The sequence below is a fragment of the Brevundimonas pondensis genome (assembly GCF_017487345.1).
GTDB lineage: Bacteria > Pseudomonadota > Alphaproteobacteria > Caulobacterales > Caulobacteraceae > Brevundimonas > Brevundimonas pondensis.
The window spans coordinates 1,919,100-1,936,497 of sequence record NZ_CP062006.1 but is presented as its reverse complement, the minus strand read 5'-3'; the positions used below and the strand labels follow the sequence as shown (position 1 = coordinate 1,936,497).

Below are 17,398 nucleotides of genomic sequence, written 5' to 3'. Positions count from 1 at the left end.
ACAAATGGCGCGTATCGAACTTCGACGAAAGCTCTCCATCCTGTCCGATGCGGCCAAGTATGACGCCTCGTGCGCGTCGTCCGGCGCCCCCAAACGCAACTCCCTCGACGGCAAGGGGGTGGGTTCGACCGAGGGCATGGGAATCTGCCACGCCTATACGCCGGACGGGCGCTGCGTCAGCCTGCTGAAGATACTGCTGACCAACTTCTGCATCTACGACTGCGTCTACTGCATCAATCGGTCGTCTTCGAACGTCGAACGGGCGCGGTTCACGGTCGAGGAGGTCGTCGACCTGACGCTGGCCTTCTACAAGCGCAACTATATCGAGGGGCTGTTTCTCTCGTCCGGCGTCGTCCGCTCGGGCGACTATACGATGGAGCAGCTGGTCGAGGTCGCGCGTCGCCTGCGCGAGGACCATGATTTTCGAGGCTATATCCACCTCAAGCTGATCCCGGAGGCGGACGAACGACTGGTGGCGCTGGCGGGCCGTTACGCCGACCGTCTGTCGGCCAATATCGAGCTGCCGCGCGACGAGGCCCTGGGGCGCCTGGCGCCCGAAAAGGACGCCCGCCTGATCCGCAAGACCATGGGACAGGTAAGGCTGAGGCTGGAAGCGGCCAGGCCCGAGAAGAGGGACCGGGTCCGTCCGCCGGCTTTTGCGCCGGCGGGCCAGTCGACCCAGCTGATCGTGGGGGCGGACGGGGCGCCGGACACGGAAATCCTGGACCGCAGCGCCTCTCTCTATGGCGGCTACGGCCTGCGCCGGGTCTATTATTCGGCCTTCAGCCCCATTCCCGACAGCTCCAGCATCCTGCCGCTGTCGAAACCCCCGCTCATGCGCGAGCATCGCCTCTATCAGGCCGACTGGCTGATGCGCTTCTACGGCTTCACCGCGCCCGAGATCGGGGAGGGGGCGTCGGACGGCATGCTGGACCTGGCGGTCGATCCCAAGCTGGCCTGGGCGTTGAAGCGGCGCGACGTCTTTCCGACGGACGTCAATCAGGCCTCGCGCGAAGATCTGTTGCGCGTGCCGGGGCTGGGGGTGAAGGCGGTGGATCGCATCCTGTCGGTCCGCCGCTATCGCACCCTGCGCCTGGAGGACGTGGCGCGTCTGACGCGTTCCATAGACAAGGTGCGCCCCTGGATCGTCGCCCTGGACTGGACGCCCGGAGGATTGACGGACGCCGCTGACCTTCGCGCCCGGCTGGCCCCCAGGCGCGCGCCGGAACAGCTGAGCCTGTTCTGATGCGCACCATCAGCCTGGCGAACGAGACGGATTTTTCCGGATGGAAGGCGGCCGCGCGCCGGCTGCGCCTTGCGGGCGTCGAACCCGCCAGCGCGCGCTTTGTCACGGCCGGGTCGGTCCAGGGCGGGCTTTTCGACGCTGATGAGGGGCCGGGCGCGGTCGCCGTGGACGATGCCTTTGTCGTCCCTCGAACCTTCATGGAGACGGCAGGCGACCTAATCCTGCATCGCGCGCCGGACCGGTTCGACCTGATGTACCGTTTGCTGTGGCGGCTGCGGGACGAGCCCGATCTGATGCGGGTGGTCTCCGACCCTGATGTCGCCGCCGCGGCCGAGCGGGTGAAGAACGTGCGCCGCGCCAGCCACAAGATGAAGGCCTTCGTCCGTTTTCGCGAGACAAGGGATGCACAAGGCGACCTCTGGGTCGCCTGGTTCGAGCCGGCGCATCGCGTTCTGGAGAAGACCGCCCCCTTCTTCGCGCGACGCTACAGCACGATGCGGTGGAGCATTCTTACCCCTGACGGGACCGCCCACTGGGACGGCGAGGGGCTCGCCTTTGGCCCGCCGGGACGACAGGAGGAGGCGCCGCAGGACGACGAGGTCGAGGATTTCTGGCGCACCTACTACGCCTCGACCTTCAATCCGGCGCGTCTGCGCACGCGCATGATGCAGTCGGAGATGCCGAAGCAGTATTGGAAGAACCTCCCCGAGGCGTCTCTGATCCCCGAACTGGTGGCCTCGGCGGCGAGCCGCACCGAGGTCATGGTCTCCGAGCCTTCCTCCCTTCCCAATGAGAAGTTCCAGCGCCTGCGTCCGCCGACCGTAGATCGGACGTCGACCGATGAGCTTGTCGCTTTGGAACCGGCGGACCTGGAGCGAGGCGTGCAGAACTGCCGTCGCTGCCCCCTTTGGCGGGATGCGACCCAGGGTGTCTGCGGACAGGGACCGCGCGAGGCGCGTCTGATGATTGTCGGCGAGCAGCCGGGCGATCATGAAGACCTGGCGGGACAGCCCTTCGTCGGACCGGCAGGTCAGGTTCTCGACGCCGCCCTTGCTGAAGCGGGCGTCCAACGAGGAGCGGTCTACCTGACCAATGCGGTCAAGCACTTCAAGCATGAGCCGCGCGGCAAGCGTCGCCTGCACAAGACGCCCGAAGCGGGCGAGGTCCAGGCCTGCCGTTGGTGGCTGGACCAGGAGCGCAGGCTCGTCAAACCGCGGCTGATCCTCGCCATGGGGGCGACGGCGGGCCTGGCGGTCCTGGGACGAAAGCCCTCCGTCATGGCGGAGCGTGGCGCGCTGATTGAAACGTCGGACGGCGCGCGCGTCTTGCTGACGCTCCATCCCGCCTTTGTCTTGCGTGTGCCCGATCCTGAAGCCCGTCGCCGCGCCCATGCGACCCTCGTCGAAGACCTGAAGATGGCGAGGAGAGAAGCGGGGCTGGCTTGATCCGGTCCTGGGTTGTCCGCCGTCCTTCCAGGGGGCGGAGGCAGGATCGCGTCCTGGTCTTCCCTGCAGGCCAGCTGCTCCTGGCCGGTCGAAGACTGGGGGTGCAAAGGGCCAGCTTGATCAACTCTTCTTCTCGTGGCGAACCTAAGCGCTTGCCCCTCACCCTAGATGGTGGGGGGCGTTTTTTTGGATCAGTGATCAAGCGTGCGACCCCTGAATCTAACGGTCGAAGGATCGAACCTGGCTCCATAATCTGGGGGACGGTAGCGCCGCGCCCTTATGATCACCATCTATCGCTCAGGCCAACGCCCGGAAGGTGACTTTCCTTGACACGGGCTTTGACCTTTGCGGCAAGCCGTTCGGCCGATTCCTTAAGGTACAACATGATAGAAGACGCCTACGTTCGACTTTACGCCCATGACTTTGTGCAGATGGCTGGCCGCTCCGAACTCGGCCAGAACGTGCAGGGTGATGTCGAAAAGAGGCTGTCCGACGCTCGCGCTCACGCCGTCATCATGGATGATCGCAAGACTCCAGGTCATCTCAAAGCTCTGGTGGAACGATTGCGAGAACTCGCGCCCGAATTCTCAGGCCGCGTCATGTTGAAGGGCGCCAATCTCGAAGACGCTGCGGAGCGGCGGCTCGTCTTTCTGAACCGTATCGCCGATGCATTGGCTGGCGCTGCGCCTGCCTCGTCCTCGCGTGTGATCGCAATCTCATAAGCGAGCGGGCTCGCGTTGTCGCTAGGCGCAAAGCTGGTGATGGAGCAATGGACGCAGCCGACCCGACGAAGTTCGCAATAAGTTCGCTCATGGGGCCGCAACGTGGCGGCTGGACCGCCGTTCCTCTGAGTTCAGGAGGGCGCAGAGGAACTCGATGGCGGCATGCGCCACCGCTGAGTTCGGAGCGGCAGTTGAGAAGCTGGCGGCTCTAATCCTTGTTCTGGAGCGTGTCCTGGTCCTGTTCGCGCAGCCAGTTGTGGGCCTTGGTCGCCGCCACGGCGCCGTGGCCCATGGCGACGCTGATCTGGTCCAAGCCTTCCACGACGTCTCCGGCGGCGAAGAAGCCGGGAACCCCGCTGTCGGCGACGCAGGCGGCGGTCACGCAGCCAGCCTCGGTAAGGTCGATCCCGAGTTGCTGCGCCAGGCTTGAACGTGGCCGATATCCCAGCGCGGGATAGATGACGTCGAACTCCAGACGCGCGCGATCCTCGAGCAGGACGCCGATGTGGTTTGGTCCGGGCGCCACAGCGATCAGGGCGCCCGTTTCCACCTTGATTTCGGCGGCGGCCAACTCCTGGATCTGGGCAGGGGCGAGTTCGGAATGGCTGAGCGGCATCAGGGTGATGTCGTTCGAGTATTGTCGCAGGAAGAGGGCCTCGCTGGCGCCGTTGGTGTCGCAACCGATCACGCCGATCCTTTTGTCCAAGTGCTCATATCCGTCGCAGACGGGGCAATAGCGAAGCACCCCCGCTCGGATCGCCGCCTCATGAACCGCGCCCGGCAGATCGACCTGGTTGAGGTCTATCCCCGTAGCGAGAATGACGGCCCGGCTCTCTCGGGTCGAGCCGTCCTCAAGATTCAGGCGAAACCCGCCGGATATCGCTTCGACTGTAGTCACCTTCGCCTCTTCCACGACCGCGCCATACTGGACAGCATGGCGCGTCATGCGCGCGATCAGGTCGGGTCCCCGAACACCATCGGGAAATCCTGGAGCATTGTGCGTGAGGGGAATCCGGAGCGCGCGGCTGGACCCGTCGTGCAGCACGAGCGGGGCCCGACGGTATCTCGCCAGGTAGAGGGCTGCTGTCAGGCCTGCGGGCCCGGCGCCGATGATGACGATATCGCGTCCAGAGATCATTTCTTCAGTCACCGCCAGGAGACCATTTCGAGCTGTTGCGCCGTGCGAACAAATCGCGCGGGGCTGGGTTCCGTTTCTGGCGCGAGAGCCGGCGGGGCCATCAGTTCAACGGGCGCTGGCGATCAAGGCGCCGCAGTCGGCGTCTTCCGCCAGGCCAGGATCGATGAAGCCCAGCAGCGCCGCAACGGGGTTGACCAGGGTCGCCAAGGCGCCGACCAGGCCGCCCTGCGTCGCCACCGCTGAGGCGTCCACGCCAAGGCGCGGGGAGGCGAGGGGGCCACGGACCGTGATGGGCGCCCAGACCCGCAGAAGCCGCGGCTTCTTGGTTTCGCCGTCGAGCCTGAGGTTCAGCGTCTCTGCCCCCAAGTCGATGGTCCCTGTGCCCTGGGCCAGGACGACATCCGTGTCGATCACGAAGGTGCGGGAGGTGGCGACGCCGCCGACGACCGTGAACTCCGCCACGGCGCAGCGGATGTCGGAAGTCGACTGATCCCCCGACAGCAGCTTGCGCACGCCCGCGCCGACATTGATGCCCAGCAGTTCAGCGAAGGCAGACCGCATGCGTCCCTGGGGAACGACCAGGCTTATGGTCCCCTTGGAATTGGCCGCCAGTTCATGGATGGAGGCGCCGGGGCCTTCCAGCTTCGCCCGACCCAGGGCGCGGCCGGTCACGGTTGGCGCGCCGTCCCGCGCTGGAATGATCGACTCGAGCGGATAGCCGCTCAGACGGAAATCGATCGCGCTGTAGGGGGTGGACCGGTTGGCGTCGATCCGCGCCGTCCCGTTCAGTTCTCCACGATTGAAGGTGAAGGAGACGGGATTGAGCGTCAGTATGCCGTCCTTGAGGTCGGCGCCGAGGCTCACCTGCCGGATGTCGAAGGCGTTGGTCTTCACCGAACCGGCGCGATAGGTCAGGGCGCCGTCCATGGTGCGAAGCCGTTCTGTCCGCAGCGGGGCGTCTGGCAAGAGCTTGCCGGGCTTGCCGGAGGTCGCGACAGTGCCGCCGCTGGTGACCCGCGGACGGGCGCCCAGGACTGCCGCGAGGTCATCAATGTCCAGCGAGCGTGAGGTCAGGTCGGCGTCGACGCGGCGACGTTCGCCCACCTTGTTCACCTCCAGCGTACCCGACAGATCCGACGACCCGACCCGACCGCCGAAATCGGCGAAGCGGAAGAGGGAGCCGTTTCGGCTCAGGTTACCGCTCAGCTTGTAAGGGGGCGTGTTCGGCGTGGTGATCCCGGTGAGAAGATAGATGTCGGCCAGGTCCTGCCCCTCCAACTCAAGCACGGCGTTGAACCGTCCCAGGTCGAACGGGCGGGTAATGGCGCCCTTGGCCTGAAGCCTGGAGCCAGCCCCCGCGAGATCGGCGGTGAAGCCATAGGGTCGGTCGCGGCGAATATTGATGAAGGGGCCGCCCGTGACGCGAAGGGTCAGCGGCGCGCCGTTCATCGTCCCCTTGCCGTCGAGGAGGAAGCCGCTTTCGCCGTCCTCAGGGGAGCGCGCCTCGCGCGCCGTGATCATGGCGTCAAGCTTCATGCCCCGGCGCTGCTCATCCAGCGTCAGCCGACCTTCGTTGATCACCAAACTCTGGATGACGGGCAGCCTGGCCCCCTGACCGTCGTCGGGTCGGTCAGGATTCAGGTCCCAGCTGCGGCGTCCTTGATCATCAACGATCAGATGGACGACCGGGCGCGTCACGGTCAGGGAGGTCACTTCAATCTGGCCCAGGAACAGGCGCCGCAACCGAACCGCGACATCCAGCTGCTCGACCTCGGCGGTATTCTGGCCGCGCGCCCAGGCAGGGCCGCTGACGCTGAGCCGGCGCACGCTGGCCGACGGGGTCCAGCTGAACAGCCTGACATCGAGGTCGCCGTTCAACAGGACCTCGCGACCCGTCGAGGCGGACGCCGCGCGACCGATCGGGCCGCGAACCCAGTTCCAGTCGAACAGAACCAGGAACAACAGACAGCCAAGCGCCACGGCCAGGGTGATCCCCGCCGCGATGACCTCCGGCTTGCCGGGCTGACGGAGCGCCAGCCAGGCAGGGTCTTCGGCGACCACATAGGTCCTGAGGCTATCCGCCCTGTCTTTCACCAGACGCCATGCGGAGGTCCCGCCGGCACGGACGGACTGAAGGAATGATTTTGGGCCAGGTCGGTCGATCGGTTCGCCTCCGGTGAAGCTGACCAACGCCTGAGACGGCAAAGGGCGCCACGGGTTTGAAGCCCGACGGGAGGCGCGATCGTGATGGTGCTCGCCAGGGTGTCGGTCAGACGGGGCCTGGCCGCCGCTAGCCCGAAGTTCCGCCGCGTCACGGAGGCGCTCCAATGCAAAGCCGAGCGGGCGTGCCGCGAGGACCATGGAGATCGAATCTAGATGGTCGGCCCCGCGGCGCTTTCGGCGTAACGGCGCCGCTCCAGTGTCAGCGCCAGCACCATGGCCGCGCCGAAGAGCGCGCCTTCAAGCCCGGCTGTAACGACCTGACTGGTCGGCCCGAACCCCGTTTCGCCGAAAAGTGGACCCAGGTGGTCCATCCGGAGCCGCGCTCCCGGGAACTGCGCCGCCAGGGCCGCAAGACTTCCTCCCATGAGCCGACCGCCGAGAAGGGCGCTGATCACTCCGGCTGAACCGGTCAGGACGGCGCCGGCCAGGACCGCGACCCGTCGGCGCCGTGCCTGTGCGACCCAGACGCCCGCCCCGATTGCTGCGCCGAGCAGCATGCCTTCGCCTCCGCCGGTCATCGCTCCGGGAGCTGAGCCGAAGAGGAGGGCGAAGGCGTCCAGTCCCGCCAGGCGGACCACGGCGCCCACGGCCATGCCTCCGCAGGCGCCGCCGACAACAGACCACGACCCCCGCCATCGCGAGGTGAAGGCCGCGGCGCCCACGCCCAGACCGACGCCTGCGCCGCCTATCATGCCGACAGCAGCCGTGAGAGCGGCGAGCACCAGTAATCCGGACGCCGCCGCACCGGCGCCATCCGCCACGCCGACGAACCCGTAGGCAAGGCCTCCCGCCAGACCCGCTGCTCCCCCGCCGATCAGGCCGGCGCGACCCTGGCCAGCAAATCTCTCCACGGCCCTCCGTCGCGTCTCTTCGGCCGTCGGTATGGCTACCTCCAGGCGAGACAATCCGGTTTCGGGGCCGACGGATGCAGCCGGATGGCCTCGCGACACCGCCGCCACGAAGCGATAGCCATGGCGGGGGGCGGTCTCAATGAACCGGGGCCGAGCAGCCTCGTCGCCCAGGACCTTGCGAAGAGATCGGACGCACTGGGTCAACGCCTCCTCGGTCACCGGCGCGCCTTTCCAGACCTCCTCCAGAAAGCGCCCCTTGGTGACGAGCCGGCCCTCTTCGCCGACCAGCAGGACGAGCGCGTCCAGATACCTTCCCGACAGTTCGACGGTCCGCCCGTCCTCGGTGAGGCGGCGGTTGTCCGGATCCAGCATGAAGCGATCGAAATAGTAGGCGTCCGCCACGATTTCAGGATTTCCTCATCTCGAGCTCAGGACTCTCACAGGCGACGTCCCCAGGGTTCCAGCCTCACTCAAGGCTGGAACCAAGGCAATGACCAGGACCATCAAACCGACTCGAAATGACCGTGTGACCCAGAGGCTGCGCCTGCTTGGCTGGGCCCTGGTCGCCGCCCTTCTTGTCACGCCCGCCGTCGCCATGCGGTTCACTGCCGAGGTGCAATGGACGACGTCAGACTTTGTCTTCGCAGGCGTCATCCTGATCGGTGCGGGCGTCGTCGCCGAGCTTGCGGTGCGGGCGTCGAGCGACTGGTCCTATCGCATCGGGGCGGGTCTTGCCGTCCTCGCCTCCGTGCTGCTGGTCTGGATCAACGGGGCGGTGGGGATCATCGGGTCTGAGGATAATCCGGCGAACCTGCTCTATCTGGCCGTCATCGCCGCCGTCTTCATCGGCGCGGTCGCAACGCGTTTTCGCGCGGAGGGCCTGGCGCGGGTCATGATCTGCGCCGCCGTGCTTCAGGTGCTGATCGGCGCCGTCGCCGTGATGCGCGGCTGGGGAGAGGGTGCGGAAAACTGGCCACGGCCGGTTATCGTGCTCAGTATCATGTTTGCGCTGACGTGGCTGGCGTCAGCCAGCCTTTTCCATAGGGCGGAGCGCGCCTTGCAGTCCGCGGACCGATCGAACCGGTGAACTGACGGAAGGTCCGCCGCCTCAGGCGGCGTGTTGCCTGCCGGAGCGGGATTCGGGGCAGGCGCGGCCGCCCTCGGGCGAAGGAGCGTTTCAGCTCATGCCGTCCGAGGGCGTGGTCTGACCGTGTTCAGCGTCGCACTTTTGCTCGCGTCTCCAGCTCGCTGACGCGGCGCTCCAGATAGGCGCGCTCGTCCGTTGACGGGGTCAGGCGTTCATAGGCGGCGGCGAGACGGCTGAGGTCTTCCTGTTCGACACGCAACTGGGTCTGGGCCGCGACGGAAAGGCCCGCGGAGGAAAGGGCCCTAAGGACAGCGTCAAGACGATTTCGCGGCGTCTGAACGGCGCCGCCGTAGCCGACGTCGCCGACGCGGGCGTCCAGGGCGTCAAGACGGGTATCAAGATCTTCGCGCTCGCGAGCGGTGATCTGGCCATCGCGCAGATAACCGGCTTCGACCTGGATCAGGGCGTTGTAGTCCGTCTTGAGACGTGTCCCTTCCGTACGGCTCAGGCGGCGCGATGAGACGGCGGCGTCAACGCGGCGATCAAAATCCGCCTTGCCGCCGGCGACGGAGGCGGTGTCCGATGAGGCGTCGGCGTACCGGCCGTCGGAGAGAACGCGAGTGAGCGCGCTGTAGCGGCTGGCGAGGTCCGAACGTTCTTCTGCTGTGAAACGGCGATCCGCTCCGTAGCGGGTCTCGAGATCCACAAGCGCCGCGTAGTCGCTCTTGAGTCGGGTTCCGGTCATTTGGCTGATCGCACCGGAACGGACGTCTGAATCGATGCGAGCGGTGAACTGGGCGCGCTGGGTCAGGAGCGGGGTGCGTCCGGCCGCCCATTGGGATTCAATGGACGTCGTGACGCCCAGCCGGTCGCCGAAAAGCGCGCCAAGAATGGCTCCGATCCGTTCCTGCTGCTGGGACGGCGCATCGACGGGGGTCTGCGCGGCTGCGGGGGAGGCGGCGAGCGCGAGAGCCAGGGCGGCGGCGGGCAGGCAGTGGGTTGCAGTCATGTTTTGCTCGTCACGGTGAAGGTTCTCCGATCAACGGCTGCATCGGCTGTCGGTTGCTCCGGATATGTCGGACGCGCGAGGGGAACTGGGCGGCGCCGCGCGGCGCTTGTTCTTCATGAACACGGCAGCCGCGTTTCTTCTTGTCATGGTCTTCGCCGTCCCTGTGGCGGTCGGGCTTTCCCTCGCCAGCCGCGCCTTCAAGCGGTTGGGAAGAGGCTGGCGTCTTGGAGGCGAGAGATGAATTATGTTCTGGTCGCCCTCGGCGTTCTGTTCACCGCCATCGCGGTGGTGGCCATCAGGCGTAGCCGGCGCCAGTCCCAAAAATCGCCGCTGAATGAGGCGGAGCCCGGTGCTGCAGCCAGCGCGTCAGACCGCGAAACCTGATCCCATCTCGACCAGGGCGTCAGGGAAGAAACCTGAAGCGCGCTCGCCGTGGTCTGAACCAGGCGGGGATCAAGGGCGCGCCCTGAGAGGGGCCTTGAGACGGGCCCTGAGACGGGTTGCCTTCTAGTCCTGCTTTTCGGCCTGCTCACGGTAGCGCTGCGCGATCCTGTAGAAGCGCTCGCGGTCGGCGGTGAAGGGCGAGAGCCGGGCCATCCTTTCCGCCTCCTGTTGAAGGGCGCGCAGGGTGGCCGGGGTGGCAATGTTACGGGGCATGCGTCGGATACTCGTGAACGGTAGGGGGCGGTCGATGATCCCTGTCGCCTCGAAAAGGGCCGTGAGGCGCGGGATGTTCCTGCCCACGGGCGACTTTTGCGCATTGTGTCTTGTGCGCCGCATGCCTGTTCGATCAGCAGAAATCCCGGGATCGGACTTTGATCGTCTCCGGAGAGAGGTCTGGAATATAGATGTCGCGGACCTGAACCCCCCGCGGGGGCGCGGAGCGGGAATCGAGGCCGCTGCCCATGTGGGCTTCGTCGCCGCGGCCGTGAGGAAGACGGAAGGTCTGATCCCTCTCGCCTATGGAGGCCAGCAGGCCTGAGCCGTCATGGAGCTTCGTCGCGACGATGTGGACGACCTCGCCCTCGCGCTGGACCTTGCCGTCGACGACCAGCAGGCTTGAGGAGAGGACGACACGGCGCTGGGCCTCGTAGAGGCTGGGCCAGATGACGAGATTGGCGACCCCGGTCTCGTCCTCGATGGTGATGAACATCACCCCCTTGGCGCTGCCGGGCTTCTGCCGCACCAGGACCAGGCCCGCGATCCGTGTAAGGCGGCGATCGCGCATGGCCGTGCCGTCGGCGCAGGTCATCACGTGTCTGCGCAGAAGATCGCCCCGAATGAAGCTCAGGGGATGATCACGCAGCGTCAGGCCCAGATGGCCATAGTCTTCCACCACCTCCCGGCCGGGCGTCATCGGTCTCAGGTCGGGCAGGGCTTCCGGGACCTCGGCCTGGACCGATCCGTCACGGGCGTCGGCGGCCGCGAAAAGGGGCAAGGGGGCCTCCCTAAGGGCCTTGATGGCCCAGAGGGCCTCGCGCCTTTCGAGCCGCAACGACGGGCTGAAGGCGTCGGCCTCGGCCAGGCGGACCAGGCTGGCGGCGGGCGCGGCCGCGCGGCGCCAGAGATCGTCCACGGAGGTGAAGGGACCGTCCGACCTCGCCGCCATGATGCGGGCCGCGTCTGCATTGGCGAGGCCTCGCACCATCCTCAGGCCCAGGCGCACGGCGAAGTCCCCGTCACGGGCCCTTTCGAGGGTGCAGTCCCAACGGCTGGCGTTGACGCAGGCGGGGCGGATCTCGACGCCGTGTTCCCGGGCGTCCCGGACGATCTGGGCCGGGGCGTAGAAGCCCATGGGCTGGGCGTTCAGGAGGGCGGCGCAGAAGACGTCCGGATGATGGCGTTTGAGCCAGGACGAGGCATAGGCGATCAGGGCGAAGGAGGCGGCGTGGCTTTCGGGAAAGCCGTAGGAGCCGAAACCCTCGAGCTGGCTGAAGGTCTTTTCCGCGAACTCCGCGGTATAGCCGCGCTCGACCATGCCCCCGACCAGCTTGTCCTTGAAGTGGCTGACCCCGCCCGTGAACTTGAAGGTGGCCATGGCCCGGCGCAGCTGGTCGGCTTCAGAGGCGGTGAAGCCCGCGCATTCAATCGCGACCCGCATGGCCTGCTCCTGGAAGAGGGGGACGCCGAGGGTCTTGCCCAGCACCTTCTCCAGTTCAGGGCGGGGATAGTCGACCGGCTCGCGGCCTTCGCGGCGACGCAGATAGGGGTGAACCATGTCGCCCTGGATGGGGCCGGGCCGGACGATGGCCACCTGGATGACCAGATCATAGAAGGTGCGCGGCTTGATCCGCGGCAGCATGGCCATCTGGGCGCGGCTCTCGATCTGGAAGACGCCCAGGGTGTCGGCCTTGCGGATCATGGCGTAGGTCATGGGATCCTCCGCCGGAATGGTCGCCAGGTCGAGGGCCACGCCCTTGTGTTCCGCCAGCAGGTCGAAGCCGCGTTTCATGCAGCTCAGCATGCCGAGGGCCAGGACATCGACCTTCATGAACTTCAGGGCGTCGATGTCGTCCTTGTCCCATTCGATGATCTGGCGATCCTTCATCGCCGCCGGCTCGATGGGGACCAGGTCGTCCAGGCGGTCGTGGGTGAGGACGAAACCGCCGGGGTGCTGGCTCAGGTGGCGCGGGAAACCGATAAGCTGGCGCGCCAGGTCAAGCGCCAGCCTCAGGCGGCGATCGCCGAGGTTGAGGTTGAGCCCCTCGACGTGCCGGGCCTCGACGCCCTCGCTGGAATAGCTCCAGATCTGGGAGGACAGGCCCTTGATGATGTCTTCCGACAGTCCCAGGGCCTTGCCCACGTCGCGCAGGGCGCCGCGGGACCGGTAGCGGATGACCGTAGAGCACAGGGCCGCGTGGCGACGTCCATAGGTCTCGAATATCCACTGGATGACGATCTCGCGGCGCTCATGCTCGAAATCGACATCAATGTCCGGAGGCTCCTTACGCTCCTGGCTGATGAAGCGCTCGAACAGGAGGTCATTGCGTTCCGGGTCGATCGAGGTGACGCCCAGCACATAGCAGACCGCTGAATTGGCGGCCGAGCCCCGGCCCTGGCAAAGAATGTCCTGGCTGCGGGCGAAGCGAACGATGGCGTGGACCGTCAGGAAATAGGGGGCGTAGGCCATCGTCTCGATCAGACGAAGTTCATGCTCCAGGCTCTTTCGGACCTTGTCGGGCAGGCCTTCCGGATAACGGGTCTTCGCGCCTTCCCAGGTGAGGTGCTCAAGGGCCTGCTGGGGCGTCATCCCGGGGAGGCTGGCCTCTTCGGGGTACTGGTAGGCCAACTCGTCGAGCGAAAAGCGGCACCGGTCGGCGATCTCAAGGGTTCGCGCCAAAGCCTCCGGCCAGGCCCTGAACAGGCGGTGCATCTCGACGGCCTGCTTCAGATGCCGGTCGGCCGATCGCTCGCGCCGGAAGCCGACGCTGTCGATGGTGCAGCCTTCGCGGATGCAGGTGAGGACGTCCTGCAGAATGCGGCGGTCGGGATGGTGGTAGAGGACGTCGTTGACGACCACGGTCGCGACGCCGGCGTCAGCCGCCATGCATGCCAGCTCATGAAGACGCATCTGGTCGCGCGGGCGTCGGCGCAGGGTGAGGGCGACATGGGCGTTGGGGCCGAAGACCGCCTTCAACTGCTGAAGCCGACGGCGGGCGGCGGCGTCCGGGCGGTCAGGGACCAGCACGGCCACCAGGCCTTCGGCATGGCCGGCGAGGTCCTCCCAGTCCAGCAGACAACGGCCCTTGCCGCCTCTTCGCTTTCCCAGGGACAGCAGGCGCGTCAGGCGCGAATAGGCGGGCCGATCGGTCGGATAGACGAGGACCACGGCGCCGTCCGTCAGCTCGAGACTGCAGCCGACGATCAGGCGCACCCCCGTGGCCTTGGCCGCTTCATGAGCGCGGACGATTCCGGCCAGGCTGTTGCGATCAGTGACCGCCAGAGCTTCGAGACCGCATGCGGCCGCCTCGGCGAACAGCTCCTCGCAGGCGCTGGCGCCCCTCAGAAAAGAGAAGTGGGAGGCGCATTGGAGCTCGGCGTACCTCATCCGAACCGCCCGTGGATGAACCAGGCCTGGGAACCGGTCCGGGCGTCCAGGCCATCCCCGGCCCGGAACAGCCAGAAGCGTTCACCGGCCTCGTCCTCGACCTGGAAATAATCCCGGACGGCCCACATCTCCGCGTCGCGCCGGCCCCACTCGCCGTAGATCCGCTCCGGACCGTCTGCCCGCCGAATGCGTCGCCGCACGCCCCGCCAGGTAAAATGGGTCGGGGGATTGTCCGGCAGGAGCGCCATGGTCTGGACCGGCTCGGGCGAGGGAAAGAGACGCACGGGCCGCGGCCAGTCCGGAACCCAGGCGCCCGGGAGGGGGCGGGGCGGAAGCGGCGAGCGGGGAGGTCTTGCGGACGGATCGTTCCGGGACGTCGCTTTGCGCGGGCGCCATGCGGTAAAGGCTGCGGGCGCCGATGCGATTGGCGAGCAGATCAACCAGGCCGGAGATGTCGGGCGCCGCCTCGTCCGTCAGGCTGGAGGGGCTCGGCCGCCAGTCCAGCGGTTCGGCGATGGAGGCCGTCAGCGTCATCCGCTCTATGCCGAATCCGGGCGAGACGGTCTCGATCTTGTCCTGCAACAGTCGGGTCAGTCGACGACGGTCCCGCACAGGCCGGGCCGTGCCGACCCGGACGGCCTCGATGCGATGATCGACACGATGACAGAGCCAGTCGAGGCGTCGTGCGCCCAGGCCCTGTCCTTCCAGCTGGGTGCAAAGCGCGTCTGTCAGAAGGCCGACGTAGCGCGCCAGGGTTTCGGCTGCGCCTATGGGTTCGGCGAAGACCTGCTCCACCCGGATCTGCTCCGCCTCGATGACGGGAATGATGGGTTCGAAGGCCCGGCCAAAGGCCTGGTCCAGGCGCTTGCCGGCCTCGGGGCCGAAGCGGAGCGTCAGGGGCGCGCGGGGCTGCCGTTCCAGATCCAGGATGGTCTCGAAACCCATGCGGCCCAGGGACTGGATGAGGTCCGGCGAAAGCCTCAGGGCGGCGAGGGGCAGGTCGGCCAGGCACGGGCCGATCTCGCCCTCGGTGATGATAGCGGGTCCGCCATGGCGCGCTGCGGCATGGGCGGCGCCATAGGTGGGGGCGACGACGGCCCGGGCGCGGACGCCGGCCTCCGCCAGACGCGCTTCCAGGTCGGCCAGGAGACCCTCCTCTCCGCCGCGGAGATGGGCGGCGCCCGTGACGTCGATGGCGAGGCCGTCGGGCGCATCCGCCGCGCAGACCGGGGCGTAGCGGCGCAGCGCCCAGAGGGCGAGCCGCTCAAGCGCGGCGGCGTCTTCGACGGGAGCGCCGTCAAAGGGCTCGAGGCCAGGGACGAGAGCATGGGCCTGGACCGCGGCCATGCCGGGGCGCAACCCTAGGGCGCGGGCTGCAGGATTGCAGGCGGTGAGGATGCGTCGGCGGCGATCCCGTCCGACGAGGACGGTCGGCGTCTCAGGCGGCGGCGCGGCGGACCCTAGCCGCCGGCGCAGCCGATCGATCGGCCAGTTCGGCAGGTAGAGCGAGACGACCCTTTTCATCACAGGCTTCCAGAGAGAAATCGGCGCAGTCGCCGGAGCGACAGCGAAGCAGTTCGACGAACCAACGCGGGCGGCCGACGCCGGGCGCGGGGAGGGGCGAGGAGGGCTGGGCGGTCACCCGCCACCGGGTGACCGCCGCCGTCGGTTGACCGAAGTCGGCGGCCTCGCTCGCGCGCCGCCAGCGCCGTATCGCGATGGCGGTGACCCCCGAGCCTTCGGCGGCGAGCTGGAGGCGGCGTGAGGCGGTCATGGAGAGACGGGCGGTCTCCGCCACAACGGCGCCCAGACCGCCGTAGCGCAGGCCCTCCTCAAAACAGGCCATCAGGCTCTTCTCGTCGCCGGCCTCAAGATAGAGGACGCGCTCCGGCCCGAGCCCGACCTGCTGCAGGGCGGGGGCGAAGAGATCCGGGCGGGTCAGGCACCAGAGCACCTGGCCGGGCAGGCGGGCGGCTATGCCGGCCGCGAAGAGGGCGGCGATCGCGCCGTCCACCGCCCCGTCGCCGCCGCCGGCCACCTCGTGCAGGGCGCCGAGGGCGAGCCCGCCCTGGGGCAGAGCGGCGTCGACGACAGGGACGCCGAAGGGCAGGACGCCGGCGCGGGGGCGACCGGACGTCTCCAGGTTTTCAATGCGGGCGCGCAAGGCTGCCAGCTCGGCGACAGGCCGGACATGCATGACGGCCTCCTTTCCGAGGTCTATAATGTTCCTGTTGTGTTCTGGTTCTCATTTCGAGACGGAGTCAATCAGGAGAAGGGCTTATTCCCCGTCGAATCATGGAATCCTTTTGCCGCCTGCCGCATTCATTTGAGGAGGAGAGCCCATGATCGAAGCTGAACAGCATCGCTATTTCGCCTATGCCGAGGGCGTGGGACGGGCCCACGGACATGTCATCGAGGCGCCGAGCTTCGAGGCCGCCGCCGTCGGATACACGGAAATCTACGCGCCGCCCGTGGACGCCGACGATGAGATCCGGGTTTTCGTGGCCGAGCTGGACGGCGGACGGGAACATTGCTTCGTCATCGACCTTGGCGACGGTCAGGCCGAACCCTGCGGCTGATGCGGGCGGGTCCGCCAGCCTGACGGAGCAAATCCCGGGGGACGGTGTTGAATCCGCGGTGGCGGGCGTGAGGTCCGCCAGGAGTTCGGATCATGGCCTTTCGCCCCACCTGGCAGGGACACCTGCGTCTGTCTCTCGTGACCTGCCCGGTCGCCCTCTATACGGCCACCAATTCCGGCGGCGAGGTTCATTTCAACCTCATCAATCCGGAGACCAATAACCGCATCCGCATGGTGACGACGGATCCCGACACCGGGCCCGTCGAGCGGTCTTCCCTGGTCAAGGGCTACGCCGTCGCCAAGGACGAATACATTCTGCTCACCGATGAGGAGATCAAGTCGGTCAAGCTCGAGAGTACCAAGACGATCGATATCGAACGGTTCGTCCCCGCCGACGAGATTGATCGGCTTTACTGGGACAATCCCTATTATCTCGCCCCCGCCGGGGCGATCGCCGAGGAAGCCTTCGGCGTGATCCGTGAGGCCATGCGGTCGGAGGGCAAGATCGCCCTGGGCCGGGTGGTCCTGTCGACACGCGAGCGCCTTCTGGCGCTGGAGCCCCGTGACCAGGGGATTCTGGCCTATTCCCTGCGCACCCGAGGCGAGGTGCGGGACACCCGGGACGTCTTTGGCGCCATATCGGACAAACAACCCGATCCCGCCATGATCGATATCGCCCGGCGCATCATCGAGCAGCAGGCCGGGCCCTTTGATCCGGACCTGTTCGTCGACCGCTACGAAGAGGCGCTCAAGGCCCTGATCGCGGCCAAGCAGAAAGGCCACAAGCCGGTGCGCTCGGCCGAGCCGGAAGACACCAATGTCGTGGACCTCATGGCCGCCCTTCGCGCCAGCCTCCAGGGGGCGGCTCCGAGGACCAAGGGACGCGGCCGGACGCCCAAGTCGGCCGCACCGGCCAAGACGTCTCGAGCTTCGCCTCGCCGACGCGCCAGTTGAGGGACCAGGGGCGCTCCCATCCAGTCACGCCGGACGGGCGGTATTTCGTCGTCCGGGGGCGCCTTTGGCGATGCTCGAACCCGTCTCTCGCCGCCGA

15 protein-coding genes and 1 pseudogene are annotated in these 17,398 nt (G+C 67.1%); 7 read left to right on the top strand and 9 right to left on the bottom strand.

Annotated features, from left to right (window positions below; genetic code table 11):
* Positions 1–4 precede the first annotated feature (4 nt).
* The 3 genes from IFE19_RS09650 to IFE19_RS09640 all read left to right on the top strand — a co-directional run bounded on the left by IFE19_RS09650 (position 5) and on the right by IFE19_RS09640 (position 3,413).
* Entirely contained in the window at positions 5–1,246 is a 1,242-nt protein-coding gene (locus IFE19_RS09650; protein WP_207821800.1) for a putative DNA modification/repair radical SAM protein, read from the top strand.
* Entirely contained in the window at positions 1,246–2,691 is a 1,446-nt protein-coding gene (locus IFE19_RS09645) for a UdgX family uracil-DNA binding protein (RefSeq protein ID WP_207821798.1), read from the top strand. The genes IFE19_RS09650 and IFE19_RS09645 overlap by 1 nt, the downstream gene beginning before the upstream one ends.
* Before the next feature lie 383 nt (positions 2,692–3,074).
* Positions 3,075–3,413 (top strand): hypothetical protein, encoded by a 339-nt coding sequence (locus IFE19_RS09640; protein ID WP_207821796.1) that lies wholly within the window; start codon positions 3,075–3,077, stop codon positions 3,411–3,413.
* A gap of 208 nt (positions 3,414–3,621) precedes the next feature.
* On the opposite strand, the gene IFE19_RS09635 is transcribed toward IFE19_RS09640, so the two are convergent.
* From IFE19_RS09635 to IFE19_RS17855, 3 genes are all read right to left on the bottom strand, one after another.
* Complete coding sequence (locus tag IFE19_RS09635) at positions 3,622–4,551, bottom strand: NAD(P)/FAD-dependent oxidoreductase (RefSeq protein ID WP_207821794.1); 930 nt, start codon at positions 4,549–4,551, stop codon at positions 3,622–3,624.
* Positions 4,552–4,656: 105 nt separating this feature from the next.
* Positions 4,657–6,645 carry an AsmA family protein gene (locus tag IFE19_RS09630; protein WP_225910227.1) on the bottom strand — a complete coding sequence of 663 codons (1,989 nt, stop codon included), beginning with the start codon at positions 6,643–6,645 and terminating at the stop codon, positions 4,657–4,659.
* A 278-nt stretch (positions 6,646–6,923) separates the two neighbouring features.
* A complete protein-coding gene (locus IFE19_RS17855) occupies positions 6,924–8,027 on the bottom strand; it encodes a winged helix-turn-helix domain-containing protein (RefSeq protein ID WP_207821790.1) in 1,104 nt (367 codons plus the stop codon).
* Positions 8,028–8,115: 88 nt separating this feature from the next.
* Between IFE19_RS17855 and IFE19_RS09620 the strand changes: the two genes are divergently transcribed.
* Positions 8,116–8,712, top strand: coding sequence for a hypothetical protein (locus IFE19_RS09620; RefSeq protein ID WP_207821788.1), 597 nt, complete (start codon positions 8,116–8,118; stop codon positions 8,710–8,712).
* Between the two features lie 127 nt (positions 8,713–8,839).
* Here the strand turns inward: IFE19_RS09620 and IFE19_RS09615 are convergent, their stop codons facing one another.
* Entirely contained in the window at positions 8,840–9,721 is an 882-nt protein-coding gene (locus IFE19_RS09615) for a hypothetical protein (RefSeq protein ID WP_207821786.1), read from the bottom strand.
* Between the two features lie 237 nt (positions 9,722–9,958).
* Between IFE19_RS09615 and IFE19_RS09610 the strand changes: the two genes are divergently transcribed.
* The gene (locus IFE19_RS09610; protein WP_207821783.1) at positions 9,959–10,105 is read left to right on the top strand and encodes a hypothetical protein; all 147 of its coding nucleotides are present in this window, start codon (positions 9,959–9,961) and stop codon (positions 10,103–10,105) included.
* Positions 10,106–10,228: 123 nt separating this feature from the next.
* Here the strand turns inward: IFE19_RS09610 and IFE19_RS09605 are convergent, their stop codons facing one another.
* The 5 genes and pseudogenes from IFE19_RS09605 to IFE19_RS09590 form a co-directional block, all read right to left on the bottom strand.
* Positions 10,229–10,378, bottom strand: coding sequence for a hypothetical protein (locus tag IFE19_RS09605; protein WP_207821782.1), 150 nt, complete (start codon positions 10,376–10,378; stop codon positions 10,229–10,231).
* Positions 10,379–10,511: 133 nt separating this feature from the next.
* Positions 10,512–13,769 (bottom strand): error-prone DNA polymerase, encoded by a 3,258-nt coding sequence (locus IFE19_RS09600; RefSeq protein ID WP_207821780.1) that lies wholly within the window; start codon positions 13,767–13,769, stop codon positions 10,512–10,514.
* Positions 13,766–14,017, bottom strand: coding sequence for a DUF6504 family protein (locus IFE19_RS18105; RefSeq protein WP_404822113.1), 252 nt, complete (start codon positions 14,015–14,017; stop codon positions 13,766–13,768). Before IFE19_RS18105 ends, IFE19_RS09600 begins: the two co-directional genes overlap by 4 nt.
* Before the next feature lie 328 nt (positions 14,018–14,345).
* Positions 14,346–15,293: pseudogene (locus IFE19_RS09595) on the bottom strand (Y-family DNA polymerase); the annotation flags it as partial.
* Entirely contained in the window at positions 15,208–15,966 is a 759-nt protein-coding gene (locus IFE19_RS09590; RefSeq protein WP_207821778.1) for an ImuA family protein, read from the bottom strand. The pseudogene IFE19_RS09595 and the gene IFE19_RS09590, both read right to left, overlap by 86 nt.
* 145 nt (positions 15,967–16,111) lie before the next feature.
* On the opposite strand from IFE19_RS09590, the gene IFE19_RS09585 reads away from it, so the two are divergent.
* Together IFE19_RS09585 and ku are read left to right on the top strand one after the other, a co-directional pair.
* Complete coding sequence (locus tag IFE19_RS09585) at positions 16,112–16,348, top strand: DUF5961 family protein (RefSeq protein WP_207821776.1); 237 nt, start codon at positions 16,112–16,114, stop codon at positions 16,346–16,348.
* Positions 16,349–16,440: 92 nt separating this feature from the next.
* A complete protein-coding gene (gene ku, locus IFE19_RS09580) occupies positions 16,441–17,301 on the top strand; it encodes a non-homologous end joining protein Ku (protein WP_207821774.1) in 861 nt (286 codons plus the stop codon).
* Positions 17,302–17,398 lie beyond the last annotated feature (97 nt).